14 protein-coding genes are annotated in these 18,060 nt (G+C 65.5%); 5 read left to right on the top strand and 9 right to left on the bottom strand.

Annotated elements, in window-relative coordinates:
* Positions 1 to 134 precede the first annotated feature (134 nt).
* From JYG32_RS10025 to JYG32_RS10045, 5 genes are read left to right on the top strand one after another with little or no spacing between them, the layout of a single operon-like run.
* On the top strand, positions 135 to 1,391 hold the full coding sequence (locus JYG32_RS10025) for an oligosaccharide flippase family protein (protein WP_213263461.1): 1,257 nt from the start codon (positions 135 to 137) through the stop codon (positions 1,389 to 1,391).
* Positions 1,388 to 2,212: a glycosyltransferase gene (locus tag JYG32_RS10030; RefSeq protein WP_213263462.1), complete on the top strand. Its 825-nt coding sequence runs from the start codon at positions 1,388 to 1,390 to the stop codon at positions 2,210 to 2,212. The genes JYG32_RS10025 and JYG32_RS10030 overlap by 4 nt, the downstream gene beginning before the upstream one ends.
* Positions 2,213 to 2,262: 50 nt before the next feature.
* Positions 2,263 to 3,399: a glycosyltransferase family 4 protein gene (locus JYG32_RS10035; protein ID WP_213263463.1), complete on the top strand. Its 1,137-nt coding sequence runs from the start codon at positions 2,263 to 2,265 to the stop codon at positions 3,397 to 3,399.
* Between the two features lie 15 nt (positions 3,400 to 3,414).
* Positions 3,415 to 4,437 carry a UDP-glucose 4-epimerase GalE gene (galE, locus tag JYG32_RS10040; RefSeq protein WP_174381582.1) on the top strand — a complete coding sequence of 341 codons (1,023 nt, stop codon included), beginning with the start codon at positions 3,415 to 3,417 and terminating at the stop codon, positions 4,435 to 4,437.
* 27 nt (positions 4,438 to 4,464) lie between these two features.
* Positions 4,465 to 5,571, top strand: coding sequence for an MraY family glycosyltransferase (locus tag JYG32_RS10045; protein WP_174381583.1), 1,107 nt, complete (start codon positions 4,465 to 4,467; stop codon positions 5,569 to 5,571).
* 69 nt (positions 5,572 to 5,640) lie between these two features.
* Here the strand turns inward: JYG32_RS10045 and JYG32_RS10050 are convergent, their stop codons facing one another.
* The 9 genes from JYG32_RS10050 to gmd all read right to left on the bottom strand — a co-directional run bounded on the left by JYG32_RS10050 (position 5,641) and on the right by gmd (position 18,056).
* The gene (locus JYG32_RS10050) at positions 5,641 to 8,001 is read right to left on the bottom strand and encodes a protease pro-enzyme activation domain-containing protein (RefSeq protein WP_213263464.1); all 2,361 of its coding nucleotides are present in this window, start codon (positions 7,999 to 8,001) and stop codon (positions 5,641 to 5,643) included.
* Between the two features lie 333 nt (positions 8,002 to 8,334).
* Complete coding sequence (locus tag JYG32_RS10055) at positions 8,335 to 10,215, bottom strand: polysaccharide biosynthesis protein (protein WP_174381585.1); 1,881 nt, start codon at positions 10,213 to 10,215, stop codon at positions 8,335 to 8,337.
* A gap of 12 nt (positions 10,216 to 10,227) precedes the next feature.
* The gene (locus JYG32_RS10060; protein ID WP_249744528.1) at positions 10,228 to 11,244 is read right to left on the bottom strand and encodes an MraY family glycosyltransferase; all 1,017 of its coding nucleotides are present in this window, start codon (positions 11,242 to 11,244) and stop codon (positions 10,228 to 10,230) included.
* 5 nt (positions 11,245 to 11,249) lie between these two features.
* A complete protein-coding gene (locus tag JYG32_RS10065; RefSeq protein ID WP_213263466.1) occupies positions 11,250 to 12,215 on the bottom strand; it encodes a UDP-glucose 4-epimerase family protein in 966 nt (321 codons plus the stop codon).
* A 474-nt stretch (positions 12,216 to 12,689) separates the two neighbouring features.
* On the bottom strand, positions 12,690 to 13,880 hold the full coding sequence (locus JYG32_RS10070) for a glycosyltransferase (protein WP_213263467.1): 1,191 nt from the start codon (positions 13,878 to 13,880) through the stop codon (positions 12,690 to 12,692).
* On the bottom strand, positions 13,877 to 14,953 hold the full coding sequence (locus JYG32_RS10075) for a glycosyltransferase family 4 protein (protein WP_174381589.1): 1,077 nt from the start codon (positions 14,951 to 14,953) through the stop codon (positions 13,877 to 13,879). Before JYG32_RS10075 ends, JYG32_RS10070 begins: the two co-directional genes overlap by 4 nt.
* A gap of 25 nt (positions 14,954 to 14,978) precedes the next feature.
* Positions 14,979 to 16,130 (bottom strand): glycosyltransferase family 4 protein, encoded by a 1,152-nt coding sequence (locus JYG32_RS10080; protein WP_213263468.1) that lies wholly within the window; start codon positions 16,128 to 16,130, stop codon positions 14,979 to 14,981.
* On the bottom strand, positions 16,127 to 17,044 hold the full coding sequence (locus JYG32_RS10085) for an NAD-dependent epimerase/dehydratase family protein (RefSeq protein ID WP_213263469.1): 918 nt from the start codon (positions 17,042 to 17,044) through the stop codon (positions 16,127 to 16,129). The genes JYG32_RS10080 and JYG32_RS10085 overlap by 4 nt, the downstream gene beginning before the upstream one ends.
* The gene (gmd, locus tag JYG32_RS10090; RefSeq protein WP_174381592.1) at positions 17,022 to 18,056 is read right to left on the bottom strand and encodes a GDP-mannose 4,6-dehydratase; all 1,035 of its coding nucleotides are present in this window, start codon (positions 18,054 to 18,056) and stop codon (positions 17,022 to 17,024) included. Before gmd ends, JYG32_RS10085 begins: the two co-directional genes overlap by 23 nt.
* Positions 18,057 to 18,060 lie beyond the last annotated feature (4 nt).

Raw genomic sequence — 18,060 nt, forward strand, 5'->3', positions numbered from 1 at the left:
CCCCGATCCCACTTATAATCGCGGGTTTCGATGACGCGCATGTCGCCCATTTTAATGCCTAGCCGACCCGCCGCCGCCAACCTGCAGCCTCCGGGCGCCCTGCCGGCCGCCCTGCGTGCGTGCGGCCGCCGCGCATGCTGAAGCGCTTCGGCAACCCGGATGTCGCGAAGGCCGTCGCGAACCTCGTCTGGCTGGGGCTCGAACGGCTCACGCAGATCGGCGTCGCGATCGCGATCAGCGGTCTTCTGGCCCGTTATTTCGGGCCGGATGTGTTCGGCAAATGGCAGTATGCGAATACGCTCCTCCTGGTACTGGCGCCGCTCACCTGGGTGTGCGGCGCGGAAATCCTCGTTCCGACCATCGTCCAGCGCCCGCCCGCCCAGCTCGGCGCGGTGCTCGGCAGCGCGTTCGCGCTGCGCATCGCCGTATCGGCCGCCGCGCTCGTTGCGACCTCGATCGCGATCGCCGCGGGCGCCTTCGATCCGCTGGTCGGCGCGATGCTCGCGGGCCTGGCGGTCACGATGGTTTTTCGCGAGCCATTCGTCGGATTGATCAACGCGTGGCTGCAAAGCATGACCTACAGCAAGCCGCAGCTCGTCACCAGCATGGTCACCGCGCTGGCGAAGGCGCTGCTCGTCTGGCTGCTGGTCCGCGCGGCCGCCGGCCCCGCGCGCTTCGGGTGGCTGTGGGCGCTCGAGGCCGCCGCGATCGGCTTCGCGCTGCTGCTGTACTACCGGCATCGTAACGGCGGCGCGCTCGGCTGGACGTTCGATAAACCGCTGTTCAGGCACTTTGCGACGGCCGGCACCGTGTTCTGGCTCGGCCTCATCTGCATGTACCTGTTCCTGAAGCTCGACCGCCTGATGCTCGAGCGTCACGTGTCGTTCGCCGATCTCGGCCGCTACTCGGCCGCGCAGCAACTCAACGAGAACTGGATCACGCTCGCGCTGATGCTCGCGCAGACGATCGCGCCCGCATTCGTCTACCGCGTGCAGGACGTCGCGCGGCTGCGCCGCAACATCGTCCGGCTGATCGCGATGACGGCCGGCCTGATGACGGCCGGCGCGCTCGTGCTCGACGCGGCCGCCCCGCTGATCGTCGGCAAGGTGTTCGGCCGCGGCTACGAGGCATCGGTCGACATCTTCCGCTGGGCCGTCTGGCTGTCCGTGCCGGCCGGCATCGAGGCGATAGGCAATCTTATCGTTCTCAAATATCAAGCAAAATTCGTGTTGCTGTCGAAATGGCTGCTCGCGCTGGCGATCGCCGCGCTCGTCAACCTGTTCGCGATCCCACGGCTGGGCCTGTACGGCGCACTCGTCGGGCTGGCGACCGGCTACCTGGCCGCCGCCGCCGTCAATTTTTATTACATCCGTTTCAAGCTGCAAACATGACGCCCCCCGCTTGCCCGCCCCCGCTCGACGACGTGGCCGTGCTGATGCCGGCCTACAACGGGCACGACGACGTCGCCCGGACCCTCGCGTCGTTTCGCGAGGACGCGCCCGTACACGTCCTGATCGTCGACGACGGCAGCACGCCGCCGATCGTCGCGCCCGACCTGCCCGGCCTCATGATCGAAGTGCTGCGCATGCCCCGGAACGGCGGCATCGAGCGCGCGCTCGCGGCCGGCATCGACGCGCTCGCGGCGCGCGGCTTCCGCTATGCGGCGCGCATCGACGCGGGCGATCTCGCCGCGCCGCAGCGCCTCGCGAAACAGCGCGCGTATCTCGGCGCCCATCCGCGCGTGGCCTGCGTCGGCATGTGGACGCAGGTCGTGTCGCGCGCCGGCGAACCGCGTTTCATGCTGACGCCGCCCGCCGATCCGCGCACGCTGCGCCGCACGCGCTTCCTGCGCTCGCCGCTCGTGCATCCGTCGGTGATGCTGCGCACCGACGCCGTGCTGGAAGTCGGCAACTATCGCGCGAAATACCGCGCGGCCGAGGATCTCGATCTTTTTTTACGGTTAATGCAACGCTACGATTGCGCGAACCTGCCGGAACTCGGCCTCTATTACGAACTCAACGAGGGCGGGATCAGTGCGACCAAGCGCCGGCGCCAGCTGGTATCGACGCTGTCGCTGCTGCTGAGCCACTTCAACGCGCTGAACCCGTACGACTGGGCCGGCCTCGCCAAGAACCTGATGCATTTCGTGACGCCATACCGCACGCTGCAGCGGATCAAGCAGACGCTGTTCGCCGCGCGGCCGTCCGCTTAGCGCTCATCCGGCCCCTTCGGCATTTCGACGCTTTATTTTTTCTTTTTTTCATGTCCGCCACCTCCCCGCTGCGCATCGCGCTCGTCTGCAACACGGCCTGGGCGATCTACACGTACCGCCACGGGCTGATCCGTGCGCTCGTCGCGCGCGGCGCCGAGGTCATCGTGATCGCGCCGCACGACCGCACGGTGCCGCTGCTCGAGCAGATGGGCTGCCGCTACGTGGCGCTCGCGGTCGCGTCGAAAGGCACGAGCCCGCGCGAGGATCTCCGCACGCTCGCCGCGCTGGTGCGTCACTACCGTGCGCTGAAGCCCGATCTCGTGTTCCATTACACGATCAAGCCGAACATCTACGGCTCGGTCGCCGCGTGGCTCGCGCGCGTGCCGTCGATCGCGGTGACGACGGGGCTCGGTTACGTATTCATCCAGAAGAGCCGTGCGGCGAGCGTCGCGAAGCGCCTGTACCGGTTCGCGTTCCGCTTCCCGCGTGAAATCTGGTTCCTGAACCGCGACGATCTCGCGACCTTCACCGACGAGCAGTTGCTCGCGCATCCCGACCGTGCACGGCTGCTGCACGGCGAGGGCGTCGATCTCGAACAGTTCGCGCCCGTGCCGCTGCCCGCCGGCGACGCGCCCGTCTTCATCCTGATCGGCCGGCTGCTGTGGGACAAGGGCGTGCGCGAATACGTGGAGGCCGCACGCATCGTGCGGGCCCGCTTCCCGAGCGCGCGCTTCCAGCTGCTCGGGCCGCTCGGCGTCGACAATCCGAGCGCGATCGGCCGCGCGGATGTCGACGCGTGGGTCGGCGAAGGCATCGTCGAGTATCTTGGCGAAGCGCACGACGTGCGCCCGCAGATCGCGGCCGCCGATTGCGTCGTGCTGCCGTCGTACCGCGAAGGCGTGCCGCGCACGCTGATGGAAGCATCGGCGATGGGCCGCCCGATCGTCGCGACCGACGTGCCGGGCTGCCGCGACGTCGTCGCCGACGGCGCAACGGGCTTCCTGTGCCGCGTGCGCGACAGCGCGAGCCTCGCGGAGCAACTGCTCCGCATGATCGAACTCGGAGCCACCGGACGCGATGCGATGGGCGCGCGCGGCCGGCAGAAGGTCACGGCGGAATTCGACGAGCAGCAGGTCGTCGAACGTTACCGGCAGACCATACATTCGTTGACAGGCATCACCCTCTGAAGGAGCGCATCAGCTATGACCGCTAAAGGCACCATCCTCGTTACCGGCGGAGCGGGCTATATCGGCTCGCACACGGCCGTCGAGCTGCTCGACAACGGCTACGATGTCGTGATCGTCGACAACCTCGTCAACAGCAAGGCCGAGTCCGTGCGGCGCATCGAGCGGATCACGGGCAGGACGCCCGCGTTCCACCAGGTCGACGTGTGCGACGAAGCCGCGCTCGCGAAGGTGTTCGACGCGCACCCGATCACCGGCACGATCCATTTCGCGGCGCTCAAGGCCGTCGGCGAATCGGTCGCGAAACCGCTCGAGTACTACCAGAACAACATCGGCGGCCTGCTCGCCGTGCTCAAGGTCATGCGCGAGCGCAACGTCAGGCAGTTCGTGTTCAGCTCGTCCGCGACCGTGTACGGCGTGCCCGAGCGCTCGCCGATCGACGAATCGTTCCCGCTGTCCGCGACGAACCCGTACGGCCAGTCGAAGCTGATCGCCGAGCAGATCCTGCGCGATCTCGAGGTGTCAGACCCGGCGTGGCGCATCGCGACGCTGCGCTACTTCAACCCGGTCGGCGCGCATGCGAGCGGGCTGATCGGCGAGGATCCGGCCGGCATCCCGAACAACCTGATGCCGTATGTCGCGCAGGTCGCCGTCGGCAAGCTGGAAAAGCTGCGCGTGTTCGGCTCCGACTACCCGACGCCGGACGGCACGGGCGTGCGCGACTACATTCACGTCGTCGATCTCGCGAAGGGGCACATCGCCGCGCTCGACGCGCTGGCGAAGCGCGACGCGAGCTTCGTCGTAAACCTCGGCACGGGCCAGGGCTACAGCGTGCTGGAAGTCGTGCGCGCGTTCGAGAAGGCGTCGGGCCGCCCGGTGCCGTACGAACTCGTCGCGCGCCGCCCGGGCGACATCGCCGAGTGCTACGCGAACCCGCAGGCCGCGGCCGACATCATCGGCTGGCGCGCGACGCTCGGCATCGAGGAAATGTGTGCCGACCACTGGCGCTGGCAGGAGGGGAACCCGCGCGGTTTTGTATAATCCGCTGTCCATTTTTCGAGCGACCCCATGCTCAGCTTCGCGTCCGGCTTTATCGTCTCCCTGCTCGTCACGCTGTTCATCGTGCGCTACGCGCACCTTCACGAGAAATTCTCGATCGACAGCGACCTGGCCGGCGTGCAGAAATTCCACGTGCGGCCCGTGCCGCGGGTCGGGGGCATCGGGATCCTCGCGGGCGTCGTCATTGCCGCGCTGGTGCTGTCCCGGCACTACCCGACGATCTCCGGCAGCATTCTGGGCATCGCCGCCTGCGGGCTGCCGGCGTTCCTGTCCGGCCTCGTCGAGGACCTGACCAAGCGCGTGTCGCCGCGCGCGCGGCTGCTGTGCACGATGGGTGCGGCCGCGCTCGCGTTCTGGCTGCTGGGCATCAAGGTCACGCGCATCAGCGTGCCGCCGCTCGATTTCCTGCTCCACTACGTGGTCATTTCGGCGTTCGTCACCGTGCTCGCGGTCGCGGCGCTCGCGAATGCGATCAACATCATCGACGGCTTCAACGGACTCGCGTCGATGGTCAGCTTCATGATGTTCGCGTCGCTCGCGTACGTGGCGTTCCAGGTCCGCGACCCAGTCGTGATGTCCGCGTCGATCATCATGATGGGCGCCGTGCTCGGCTTCTTCCTGTGGAATTTCCCGGCCGGCCTGATCTTTCTCGGCGACGGCGGCGCGTATTTCATCGGCTTCATGCTCGCGGAGCTCGCGATCCTGCTCGTGATGCGCAATCGCGAGGTGTCCGCGTGGTACCCGGTGCTGCTGTTCATGTACCCGATCTTCGAGACCTGCTTCTCGATCTACCGGAAGAAATTCATCCGCGGGATGTCACCCGGCATTCCGGACGGCGTGCACCTGCACATGCTCGTGTACAAGCGGCTGATGCGCTGGGCCGTCGGCACGAAGCACGCGCACGACCTGACGCGCCGCAATTCGCTGACGTCGCCGTACCTGTGGCTGCTATGCCTCGTCGCGGTGATACCCGCGACGCTGTTCTGGCGGCACACGGTGCACCTGTTCGTGTTCGTCGTGCTGTTCGCGCTGACCTACGTGTGGCTGTACCTCAGCATCGTGCGGTTCAGGGCGCCGAGATGGATGGTGGTGAGGAAGGCACGGCGCGGGCATTGAGCGGCCTGTCGCCAACCGAAGCCGGCGGTTTCCGGCGCCTCAAGGCCCGCCCACGCAACGAGCGGAACACTAGCTTCCCGTAGTATTGGTGCTCCAGTGCGGCACTTGCGTATAGATCACGACGTTGCCGTCGTCCTGAACGTAGGTGACTGCACCCGGATTTCCACCGGTGTTGGAATACCAGAGCGGCGTGTGCGTCGAACTGTAGACGACCAGATTGCCATCCGTTTGCATCGTGGCATAGGCGCCCGCATGACCGTACGTACCGGAATTCCACTGCGGAACGCCTTGGCGAAGCAGCACCAAATTGCCGTCGCCCTGCATGACCAGCACGTTTGCGCCGTTGCCTGAAGTAAAGCCTTGGCCGCTGCTGATGGTGACGCCGCCTTTCCAGACGGCAGGGCCGCTCGAGGAGTTGACGTATCCCGTCGTAGCGGTCGCGGTGGAAAATACCGGGATAGCCGATTCGTAGATCACCATGTTGCCGTCGTCCTGAACGGCCAGGTATTGAGCATGAGACGTGCCATTGGTCGACGAGAACCAGAGCGCCTTGCCACTCGCGCTGTAGACCACAAAGTTGCCATCGGTCTGGAAGGCCGCATAGGCGCCGGCATTTCCGGAAGCTCTGGAATTCCACACCGCAACGCCATTGGTCGTGTTGTAAAGCACGAGGTTGCCGTCGTATTGCATGGCGAGTTCATGGTTCCTGGACGGCGAATACAGCGTTTGCCCCGGGTTGAGTGTTGTACCTTCATTCACGACACCGCCGTAGATGGGAGACGTTGGAGCGCATATTGCGGAATGCAGGACGCTTATGTTCGGCGAGCCCCAGCCGGTGACAAAGTCCCATCCCGGACCGGCGCTGTATGCGCCGTTCGACCCGTAGGTGACATCGCGAAAGATGGCCGGAGTTGTTGCTTGAACGCTGTATAAGGTGGGCGCAGCGAATCCCGGGGCCGTCGCGCAAGAGCCGGAGAGCATGCGCGCCCAGGTTGCCGCAAACAGCGGCGCGGCCAGACTTGTCCCTCCCACGGTCAGCAGTTGTCCACCGGCAATGACCAGCGCACCGCTGTCGGGATCGGCATCAAACGCTAGATCCGGGACGCCCCGATAGGCCCGCCCATTGAGCTGGGATAGGTTCGACTGCCAAGCGGGAATGGGCTCCACGACGCTGATGCCACCACCGCTGTAGTCCCAGGCCGTCTCGCCGGCGAAGCTTCCATTCGCGTTCGTGTACAGGCTTGTGCCGCCCACGGCTACGACATAGGGAGAGCTTGCCGGGTATTCCACCGAGGTGCCGGAACAGCCGTAGGCAACGCTGCCTGAATCCCCCGAACTGACCGAGAAAGTCTGTCCTTGCGCTACGGCGAGTTTGAGCAGCAGATCGATTGACGTCGTTGGTGCCTGGTTCTCGCATCCGCCAATCGACATGTTGATGACCCGGGCGGTATTGTTTGCCACCGCCAGATTGATGGCGGAAGCCATATCGATCCACGCGAAGGATGACGCAACGTAGAAATCGAGTTGCTTGAGGCCGCCGGACATTCCGACAATGCTTTGGCTATCGAGCGACCATTCGACGTTCGCACTCGTGTCGGCGCTTGGTATCCCGGCATTGATGACCGAGACGGGTACGGCGGGCAGTTGGTTGTTGTTTTCGAAGGTAGTCAGGTCGATAAGCGGTTGTGTCAGGTTTCCTTCGGCAATGATCCCCACCGTGATGTTGCCGGCCGTTGGAGCGCTGCCGACGGAATAGATGCCGGGAAAAGCCGTCGGGTTATGACCTACCGTGATTGCGGCTGTCGACGGCGCGCTTGCATTATGCGCACCGCCCGTGAGCGAAGCCCGGACGCTGTGCGGATGCAAGCGGGTCGCGGTATCCAGTCCCAAAACCGATTGAACGACCCCGCTGATCGCATCGGGCACCGTCTCGGCGGTGAGGTTGACATGCGTCCGGCTGCCATCCGCCATCGCGACCGGCACCAGCGTCGTCCTGAACACGCCGGATACCACATTGGCCGGGGCATCGGCTTCGACGATCATGTTGTTGCCGGCTGCCGTGATGTTAGTGAAGCCATTACTTCGCAGGTAGGCCTTCACGGTCGAAACCTGCCCGGCCGTGGGAGCGTACTGCGCGGCGACCTGCACCGAGGTCAGCACGGCACCGAAATTGGCGCTGCCACGAGTCCTTGCCTGCTGCAGAAATCTATCCAATGCGGCTTCGTTGTTGAGCTTGAGTACCAGCGCAACATGGACGGGCGTCGTGGCGCTCAACGGCGCCAAACCTACAACATTGCCTGCGGCCCGCAGTTCCGACAACTTGTACGCCTGCGCAGTGACCGCCGTCGGGCTGTCGCCGCCCCCGCAGCTTGCAAGCGCGAACACCGCGAGTGCCGCGATCACCGATCTGGCAATGTGCTCGGTCTTCATCGGGTTGGTCTCTGTTCTGGATTATTTATTTAAATTTTTTGCAATCCTTTCTTTATTACAGCAACCAGTCGCTAATTGACGTTCCCGTCGAATTCAATTCCGTCGATAAAACATATGCAGAAATCAACCAACAGTCAAATAAGCTCGGCGCGCTGGCGCGAACGGATTAAGCCATGCCTTAATTCGAATAATGTCGCCGCGCATATCCTGCAGGCGACATGCAATCAAGGGGCCGGCAACCCCCGCAAACAAAAATGCCGTTCAGTACGCTACTGAACGGCATGGATTCCGCGAGACACCTGGTTTTGGCTATACGACAACCCGTCGACGCGATTACTCGCTGGAAACCGCCCGCTTCGGCACGCTCTGCAGCACCGGCGCAACCGCTGTCTGATATTCCGGCACCCAGCGCCGCAAATCGCGCCGCACCTCGTCGTCGCTCAGCACGCGATGCTGCATCAGCCACGGCAGCAATTCATCGAGCAGGTTGTCCGGCACTTCGCGCGCACGCGCGATCCGCAGTTTCGGATGGGGCGTGCGCGTCGTCGCCTCGTCGTCCGCGAGCAGTTCCTCATAGAGCTTCTCGCCGGGCCGCAGCCCGGTGAACTCGATCCGGATCTGATCCTCGGAGAAACCGTACAGGCGGATCAGGTCGCATGCCAGATCGACGATCTTCACCGGCTCGCCCATGTCGAGGATGAAGATCTCGCCGCCGTGCCCCATGCTCGACGCCTGCAGCACGAGCTGCGACGCTTCCGGGATCGTCATGAAGAACCGCGTGATCTCCGGGTGCGTGACCGTCACCGGGCCGCCCTTCGCGATCTGCTGCTGGAACTTCGGAATCACGCTGCCCGCGCTGCCGAGCACGTTGCCGAAGCGCACGGTCTCGAACTGCGTGCGCCCGCTCGTCTGCTGCAGCGCCTGGCAGGCCATTTCGGCGAGGCGCTTGCTCGCGCCCATCACGTTGGTCGGATTGACGGCCTTGTCGGTCGAGATCAGCACGAAGTGACGCACGTCGTGGCGGATCGCCGCGCGGGCCACGCGATACGTGCCGAGCACGTTGTTGCGCAGCGCCTGCCAGGCGTTGTGCTCCTCCATCAGCGGCACATGCTTGTAGGCGGCCGCATGGAACACGATGTGCGGCGCATGGCGCGACATCACCTGGTCGAGCAGTAGCGAATCCTTCGCGTCGCCGATGATCGGCAGGACCGGCAAGTCGGGGAAGCGCTCGCGCAGTTCCTCGGTGAGCCGGTACATCGCGTACTCGGACAGGTCGAACGCGACAAGCTGCGCCGGCGCAAAGCGCAGGATCTGCCGGCACAGCTCGGAGCCGATCGAGCCGCCCGCGCCCGTCACCATCACGACGCGGCCGCGCAGCAGCGCCTCGACGTGCGGCGTGTCGATCGTCACGGCGTCGCGGCCGAGCAGATCCTCGAGATCGATGTTCCGCACCTGCGACAGGAAACCCTGCCCCGGCATCAGCGCGGTCAGCGACGGCAGCACCATCGCCTTCACGCCGGCCCGCACGCACAGCGTCGCGACGCGACGCTGCACCTCGACCGACGCCGACGGAATCGCGATGATCGCGTACTCGACCTTCATCGCGTCGGTCCAGTGCTTGAGATCGTTGAACGAGCCCAGCACCTTGTAGCCGTAGATCTCGCGGCCCTGCTTCGTGACGTCGTCGTCGAGCAGGCCGACGAGGCGCCATTCGCCGGAGCGCGACAGTTCGCGCGCGAGACTCGCACCCGCCGTGCCAGCGCCGAGCACCAGCACCGGCTTGCCCTTCCCGACGAGCCCGCCGTACAGGTAATACTCCTTCGTCGCGCGATACAGCGCACGCGCGCCGCCCATCGCGAGGAACAGCATCAGCGGCGACACGAGCAGTACCGAGCGCGGAATGATCGGCACCGGCTGGAACATCACGGCGCCGATCATCACGATCACGCCGCCGCCGACCACCGCCTTCGCAATGCGCATCAGGTCAGGCAGGCTCGCGAACACCCACAACCCGCGATACAGGCCGAACCCGTGGAACATCAGCGCGTAGACCGGCAGTACCCACGTCAGCGCCATCAGCGCGCCGCTCAGGAAATCATGCGGAACGCTGCCATTGAAACGAACGAGATAAGCGAACAACCATGCGGCGACAACCGCCGTCAGGTCGAACAGGAAAGCACTCAGCGACAGCCACGATGCTTTGGATCGCAACATCGGCGGGAAACCTCAATAGTTGTTTTCGGCGGCCGACTGAAACCGGCGCCAACGCATGTCGATCAACCACCCGAACCATGCCAGGACGCCATACCACGCGAAGAACGACAGCCATTGCTGCAGTTCGGGGCGGCCCTTCGCCCACACGGCGACAATTATGCCGGCGAGCATGATGAGGTACCAATAAAGAGCGGTCCGACCGTGACCTACGCCCGATCGGACCATCCTTTGATAATAATGCTCGCGGTGCGCTTGCCAGAACTTTTCACCACGTAACAGGCGTCTCGAAAGTGTTACAGATGCGTCGGCAATAAAGGGCGCAAACACCATCGCGGGAAACCAGATCGGCCAGACGTCGGTACGCCAGCCCCAGTAACCCAGCGCGCCAGCCAGGAAGCCGAGCGGAATCGAGCCGGCGTCGCCGAGGAACAGCCTGGCCGGGTGGAAATTGAGCAGAAGAAAGCCCAGCGCCGCGCCGGCGACCGCCGCGCCCGCCGCGACGAGGTCGGGCGACGCGTGCACGCCACTAAGCGCCGCGACCGCGTACCCGCCGAAGCCGAACAGTGCCATGCCGCCCGCGAGGCCGTCGGCGCCATCCATGAAGTTGTACAGGTTCGTCAGCCAGACCATCGCGAAGCCCACGCCGACGAGCAGCCACCAGGGTGCGTCGGCCGGAAAGACGACGATCAGCGCGACGACTGCCGCGAGGTGCGCCGAAAACCGCACGCGGGCAGGCAGGCCGCGCCGGTCGTCGATCTGCGACATCGCGGCCAGCCCCGCCGCGGCGATGGCGACCAGCCACAGTCGAGGCGCCAGCGCCAGCAGCGCAACGATGCATACCGGCACGATGCCCCATCCGCCGACGCGCGGTGTCGGCAGCGTATGGAGCGAACGATCGTTCGGAATGTCGGTGGCGAGGCGCCATGCGAGGCCGGTCGCAAGCAGCATGCGCAGGATGGCCGTCGATGCGATGGCAGCGACCAACGCCACCACGACCGCAGCAGGCCATGTGGAGATCGGGAAAAGCATGTCGACTATTGTTGTGTATCGCGCGAACGATACCATGCGGCGGTCGCTTCGAGGCCCTGCCGGGTCGTATAGGGCGGATGCCAGTCGAGCACGCGCCTGATCCGGCCCGTATCGAGCTGCAGGCTGCCCGTCAGGCGGTCGATGGCCGCGCGGCGGCCGGTCAGCTTCCCGAGCACGCGCAGCAGTGCCGGAGGCACCGCGATCAGCCGCGCCGGCTTGCCGAGCGCGTCGCCGACCAGACGCAGCAGGCCCGCGACCGACGGCGCGTCGTCGTCGGCGACGTGAAAGCATTCGCCGGCCGCGCGCGGGTCGATTGCGCAACGCAGCAGCGCATCGGCGAGGTTGTCGACGTAGACGATGCTGCGGCGCGCTGCAACGGCGCCGAGCGGCAACGGCATCCCGCGCGCGACCGCGTCCATCATCCGCAGGAAGTTGGCACGGACGGTCGGGCCATAGACGAGCGGCGGACGAACGACGACGACGTCGAGCCCCGCCGACGCGCCGAACTGCGCGAGTTGCCGCTCCGCGCGCAGCTTCGAACGGCCGTATGCATCCTGTGGTTCGGGTTCGAAAGCTTCCGACAGCGGCACACCGCCGTCGCCCTCGCCAACCGCCTTGATGCTGCTTGCGAACACGATGCGGCGTACGCCGTGATTGCGCGCCGCCTCGGCGAGACGCAGGGTGCCGGCGACGTTGGTGGCGTCGAACGCGGCGTCGGGATCGGGCGACTCGTCGCGCATCACGTGCACGCGGGCGGCCAGATGGATCACGCAATCGGCGGCCAGATCGGCCGGCCACGCTTTATCCAGGCCATCGAAATCGGCGGTGCCGTGTACCCATTCGCGCACGCCGTCGATGCAGCCGCCCGGACGCCGTACCAGTGCGGTAACGGTGTGCCCGGCCTGCAGCGCGCGGCGGCAGACCGCACGGCCGACGAAACCGTTCGCACCGGTGACGACGAGGTGAGTCATCGCCACCTCCGGGTTTGTCGACCGACGGCTCGGCGAAGCGGCATGAAACCGACGGTGGCGCCGGCACGCAGCGCCGGCCAACGCACGCGGCCACCCGTACACGACCGGCGTGGGGAAACTGAAAGGGAGGTGGAGACGAACACGTCAGGATCTCGAAGACGGGGAGCATGCCGATCGCCGGTGCCGTCATCGATCGGCGCCGCATCGAAGCATGCGCGGCCGGCTACAACCATATGGAAAGACAAAGCGATGTTCGGGTTCCGAATCAGATGAAAACCTCGCGCGGCGTGGCTCGCCCGGCTCGCGGGACGGCGACTTCGCCACTGCGCAATCGCGCCCGAAGGCCATTCGCCGCAAGTGCCGATGGTGCCGCATGGATGCGCGGTCATTGTAACCTTGCCGGCCGGCAGCAACCAAGCCGGGCGCCCCGCATCGGTCGTGCACTGCCGCCGCGCAAACCGGACGCGCCGCCGCTCAGGCCAGCAACGTACCCACCTTGTCGACGAGCGGCGCGATCATCCGCTCCCACCCGTGCTCGTGCTCGACGAAGGTTCGCGCTCGCGCCGCCATCTCGACCGCCGCGGCCTCGTCGGCGACGAGCTGCTCGATGCGATCGACGAATTCCTCCGGCGTATCCGCAATCAGCAGATCCCGGCCGCTTTCCGCGCCCAGGCCCTCGTGGCCCAGCGATGTGGTGACGACGGGCAGCCCGAGCGCCATGTACTCGAGAATCTTGTTCTGCACGCCCGCACCGATGCGCATCGGGCACACGCCGATCGCGCCGTCGGATGCGGCTTGCGCAACCGACTCGACCCGGCCGGTCACGTCGACGCCGTCATACGCGCGAAATTGTTCGGCCAGTGCGGGCGCGATCGACCCCACGATCCGGAAGCGATAATCCGCCCGCTTGCGCAGCAACGGCAGCACGGCCTTCGCGAAAAAGTGGCACATGTCCTGGTTCTGGACCGTGCGCATGTCGCCAATGAAAATCAGGATCCGGCTCGCCATGCTGCGCGCCATGTACGGCAAGTTCGACAGATCCACGCCGTTCGAACATACCATCACCTTCGCGGCGGACGCGCCCGGAAACAGGTAGTCACGGTCGGTCCTGGAAACCAGCACCGACAGGTCGAAATCGTCGACGATCGTGCGCTCGTAGTCGAGCAGGCGTTTCGCCTCGATACCGAACACGCGCGACTTCAACCCGCGTGCGTTCTTCAACTGCTTCACACGGCTGTAGTTGAGCGAGATCGCATCGGTCATTTCCAGGATGCGCGGCTTGTCCGACTTGCGTACATACTCGGCGCAGCGCACGAGATGCACGAATACGCCGTCGTGCGACGGCAGCAATCGCGCCACGGCGGCCGCAAACGCGCGACTCCGGTAGTACGCCACCTGCAGCGGCGTGCGCGTGGGCAGCGCGAGCAGCGTATTGACGTACGACCGCCGGCGGGACAGAAAGACCCGTTCGACCCGGTCGAATACGCCATCGTCCGGCAACGCGGCGTGCATCTCTTCGTCGGTCTCGCACATGCTCAGCAGCGTCAGCGAGTAATGGCGGGACAGCACACGGCAGAGATGATAGATCCGCAGTTTGTCGCCGCCGATCACCGGATACGGAAACCGGGGCGTCAGCACCAGCAGCTTCTTCTTGTCCCGACTCATGACAGACGCGCCCAGAAATCCTGAATCGACGGACGAACGGCGGACGCCGAGAAGGTGCGCGCGCGGTCCATGCCGGCGCCGACCGCCACGTCGAATCGCGTGCTGTCGTCCCACACCCTGCGGATCTGTTCCGCCATGTCTTCCACCGAATAAGGATCGAACTGCAGGCCGCACTCGCCGACGATCTCGGGCATCGACGTCGTGTTGCTGCACGCGACGGGCGTACCGGACGCCATCGCTTCCAGCAACGGGATCCCGAACCCTTCGAACAACGAAGCAAAGATGAACGCGCGGGCCTGACGGTACTGTTCGCGCAGTTCCTCCCGCGACACATAGCCGAGCAGTTCGACGACGCCCGTCAACCCGAGTGCGTCCGCCCGCCCGAGAAAATGCGCGTGATGATCGGACTTGATCCCGGCGATCCGCAGCCGCGCGTCGTCGCCGAGCGCGGGTCGCGCCGCTGCAAAGGCCTGCAGCAGACGATCGACGTTCTTGCTCGGCACCTCTCCCGCCACCGTGAACAGGTACGGCTGGCGCGCGGCCTGACTCACCGGCGGCGCGAACCAGTCGTCCGAAATCATGCACGGAATGACGGGGACGTCCGCCTCGCGCAACCCGAACCGCTCCATCAGCTCCCGCTGCGTGAACCGCGAGATGGTCAGCACGGCATCGGCCCGGCGCACGAGCCGCGGCACCACCTGGCGACGGTAGACGCGCCCGACGGTCTGATACAGCGATCGCGCCGGCGGCAGCACATGCCACGGCTTCATGTAGATCAGGTCATGGACGACCGCGACCACCCGCGTATTGCCCGTGGACCGCAGCGGCCCCGTGTTGTACGGGCACAGCAAATAATCGAGCTTCTGCTCGCGGCACAGGCGCGGCAACTCGACCTGCTCCCACCACGGGAAGAAACCGTGCCCGCCGCTGACGCACGGCCATTCGTCGGCGCTCACGCCGCTTGGCGCCAGGCCCAGCACCGACGCGCCGACCGGCTCCACCAGTTGTCGCGCGAAGCGCCCCATGCCGCGGTAATTGCCCACCATCCAGGTGATATCCACCCCCAACTTCACGCGGCGCTCCTCGAAGCAAATTGATTCATGAACGACGTGTCGCGCCCAGGACGGTTTCGTAGACGGCCAGCGTCTTCTCCGCACAGGCGGGCCAGTTCAGCTCGCGTGCCCGCGCCAGTCCGGCCGCGCGAAGCGCGTCGGCCTTGCCCGGCTGCTCGACGATCATTCTCATGCCGTCCGCGATTTCGCCGATACGGGACGGATCGACCAGGATCGCCGCGTCGCCCGCGACTTCGGGAACGGACGTCGTGTTCGATGCGACGACCGGCAGCCCCGAAGCGAAGGCTTCCACCACGGGTAGCCCAAAGCCCTCGCAGAGCGACGCGAACACGAGCGCGCTGGCCGACTGCATCAGCGCGCGCACGTCGTGGTCAGGCAGATACTGGAGCCAGCGAACGCTGCCATCCCCTTCGGTGCGTAGACGCTCAACGAGATGCTCGCAGCCCCACCCGGCCCGACCGACGATCACCAGCGGTATGTCGCGACGCAGACCGACAGGCAAGCTCGCATGAGCGTCGAGCACCCGCTCGAGATTCTTCCGCGGCTGGAGGGTCCCGACGCACAGAAAGAATTGCGCCGGCAAGCCAAGCCGCTTCAGTACCTCATCGCGCTCGGCCCGATCAATCCGCGCGAAGAAGCGGGGGTGCACCCCCAATGGAACGACCGAGATTCGCTCCGGGGCGATACCGAAATGCTCGACGATTTCCTGCTTCGAATAGTCGGAGATCGTGATCACATGGTCGGCCCAGGTGCCCGAGCGTCGCAACAGCCAGCGGCGCAGCGCCGCCAGCCGGATCGTCGTCCATTCGGGATGCGACAACGGAATCGCGTCCATCAGTGTCGCGATGACCGGTGTCGCGGACAGCTTCGGAATCAGGTGATCGGTCGCATGAAACACGTCGACGCGTTCCGCGCGCAGTGCCTTCTCGTCGATGGCCGTCCACGGCGTCACCGCGCCCAGCACCGTCGCGACCTCGTGCCGGCCGAGATTCACCGGCGGCCGCGCACCCGGAAACACGTCGTCGCCGACCACCGCACCGAAGCCGGCCGGCACCAGGTCGACCCCGCCCCGCGCCAGCAACGCCCGCCCCAGTTCGCGCGTATACGAACCGATGCCGTCGACACCGCCATGCGCACTGCTCCGGGCCAGCGCAGTCGTGCCGAAACCGACCTTCACCCGCGCCCTCCGCCAAACATCCAGCGCAGCGTGCTTTCGAGCGGGATATCCTCGAGCGCCCCGACAGCAGCCTGCAGGCGCGAGCCGTCGCCCTGCAATCGGCGCACTTCGTTCGCACGCACGAAAGCCGGATTGACGCGCACCTCGATCGAATAGCCGGCGATCTGCTCCATCAGCGCGATCACCGACTTCAGCGACACCGCCCGGCCGGAGCAGACGTTGAACACGCCGCCGGCGGGCGCGAGCTGCAGCAGGCGCCGATACGCATCCACCACGCGGCGCACGTCCGAAAAATCGCGCTCGACGTCGATATTGCCGAGTTCGATCACGCGCTCGCCGCGCTGGAAATGGCTGACGATCTTCGGCAGCAGGAACTGCGGCGACTGGCCGACACCCGTGTAGTTGAACGGGCGCGCGACGACGATCGGCAGCTTGTCGTGCCACAGGCGGGCCATGTATTCCATCGCCAGCTTGCTGACCGCGTAATCGTTCGCCGGATTCGGTTCGACCGATTCGCCGATGACCTCGACCGCCGCGTTGCCGTAGATGTTGGCGCTGCTGGCCAGCAGAACCGCCTTCGGACGGTTCTCCAGGTTCGCGAGCGCCTCCAGCAGGTTGCGCGTGCCGACCACGTTCGTGCGATAGATCGCGTCGGCGTCGCCGTGCGCGACGAACGCGATCGCGGCGAGATGCGCGACCACGTCCGGCTGCACGTCGGCGACGACCTGTGCGAGCGCCGCGCGGTCGCACAGATCCACCCGATACATATCGGCCCCGGTTGCCTCGGACCCGTGCGCCGTGCCGAACACGCGATAGCCGGCCGCCCTCAGCGACTGCGCCAGATAGTCGCCGGTAAAGCCGCCGAGCCCCGTGACCAGCGCCCGCGGCGCGTCAGAACGAGAAGCCGAGTTCATTGCGACGCAAATCCGCTTCAACCATCATTGCGCACAGCTGCTCGAGCGTCGTCGTCGGCTCCCAGCCCAGCTTCTGCTTCGCCTTCTCCGGATTGCCGATCAGCAGGTCGACCTCGGCCGGACGATGGAACTTCGGATTGACGCGGACCACCGTCTTGCCGGTTGCGACATCGACAGCGATCTCGTTCGCGTCGCTGCCCTTGAACTCGAGGTCGACGCCGGTCGCCTTGAACGCCATGCGCACGAAGTCGCGCACGGTTTCGGTACGGTTCGTGGCGAGCACGAACGTATCCGGCTCGTCGGCCTGCAGCATGCGCCACATGCCTTCGACATATTCCTTCGCAAAGCCCCAGTCGCGCTTCGCATCCATGTTGCCGAGCTCGAGCACGTCGAGCTGGCCGAGCTTGATCTTGGCGACGGAGTCGGTGATCTTGCGCGTGACGAATTCGCGACCGCGCAGCGGCGATTCGTGATTGAACAGGATCCCGCTGCAGCCGAAGATATCGTAGCTCTCGCGGTAGTTCACCGTGATCCAGTGCGCGTACAGCTTCGCCACGCCATACGGGCTGCGCGGATAGAACGGCGTCGATTCGATCTGCGGAATCGCCTGCACCTTGCCGAACATTTCGGACGTGCTCGCCTGGTAGAAGCGGATCTTCGGATTGACGATGCGGATCGCCTCGAGCAGGTTCAGCGGACCGATGCCGGTAATTTCCGCCGTGGTGACCGGCTGGTCGAAGGACACGCCGACGAAGCTCTGCGCCGCGAGGTTGTAGACCTCCGTCGCGCCGGTCGTCTGCAGCAGGCGGATGCTCGCCGACAGGTCGGTCAGGTCGTATTCGACCAGATGCAGGTTCGGATGCTTGGCGATGCCAAGCTCTTCGATACGCCAGAAGTTCACCGAGCTGGTGCGGCGATAGGTGCCGTAGACCGTGTAGCCCTTGTCGAGCAGGAGCTCGGCGAGATAGGCGCCGTCTTGGCCGGTGATGCCGGTAATGATGGAAACTTTCATAGTT

The sequence above is a fragment of the Burkholderia pyrrocinia genome, from assembly GCF_018417535.1.
Taxonomy (GTDB): Bacteria; Pseudomonadota; Gammaproteobacteria; order Burkholderiales; family Burkholderiaceae; genus Burkholderia; species Burkholderia pyrrocinia_E.

What these genes read in the sequence shown, in the direction of transcription:
- JYG32_RS10050 (WP_213263464.1), bottom strand. Translation starts at nt 8,001, where the DNA reads ATGAAGACCGAGCACATTGCCAGATCGGTGATCGCGGCACTCGCGGTG.
- galE (WP_174381582.1), top strand. Translation starts at nt 3,415, where the DNA reads ATGACCGCTAAAGGCACCATCCTCGTTACCGGCGGAGCGGGCTATATC.
- JYG32_RS10025 (WP_213263461.1), top strand. Translation starts at nt 135, where the DNA reads ATGCTGAAGCGCTTCGGCAACCCGGATGTCGCGAAGGCCGTCGCGAAC.
- JYG32_RS10060 (WP_249744528.1), bottom strand. Translation starts at nt 11,244, where the DNA reads ATGCTTTTCCCGATCTCCACATGGCCTGCTGCGGTCGTGGTGGCGTTG.
- JYG32_RS10045 (WP_174381583.1), top strand. Translation starts at nt 4,465, where the DNA reads ATGCTCAGCTTCGCGTCCGGCTTTATCGTCTCCCTGCTCGTCACGCTG.
- JYG32_RS10070 (WP_213263467.1), bottom strand. Translation starts at nt 13,880, where the DNA reads ATGAGTCGGGACAAGAAGAAGCTGCTGGTGCTGACGCCCCGGTTTCCG.
- JYG32_RS10055 (WP_174381585.1), bottom strand. Translation starts at nt 10,215, where the DNA reads ATGTTGCGATCCAAAGCATCGTGGCTGTCGCTGAGTGCTTTCCTGTTC.
- JYG32_RS10065 (WP_213263466.1), bottom strand. Translation starts at nt 12,215, where the DNA reads ATGACTCACCTCGTCGTCACCGGTGCGAACGGTTTCGTCGGCCGTGCG.
- JYG32_RS10035 (WP_213263463.1), top strand. Translation starts at nt 2,263, where the DNA reads ATGTCCGCCACCTCCCCGCTGCGCATCGCGCTCGTCTGCAACACGGCC.
- JYG32_RS10085 (WP_213263469.1), bottom strand. Translation starts at nt 17,044, where the DNA reads ATGAACTCGGCTTCTCGTTCTGACGCGCCGCGGGCGCTGGTCACGGGG.
- JYG32_RS10030 (WP_213263462.1), top strand. Translation starts at nt 1,388, where the DNA reads ATGACGCCCCCCGCTTGCCCGCCCCCGCTCGACGACGTGGCCGTGCTG.
- gmd (WP_174381592.1), bottom strand. Translation starts at nt 18,056, where the DNA reads ATGAAAGTTTCCATCATTACCGGCATCACCGGCCAAGACGGCGCCTAT.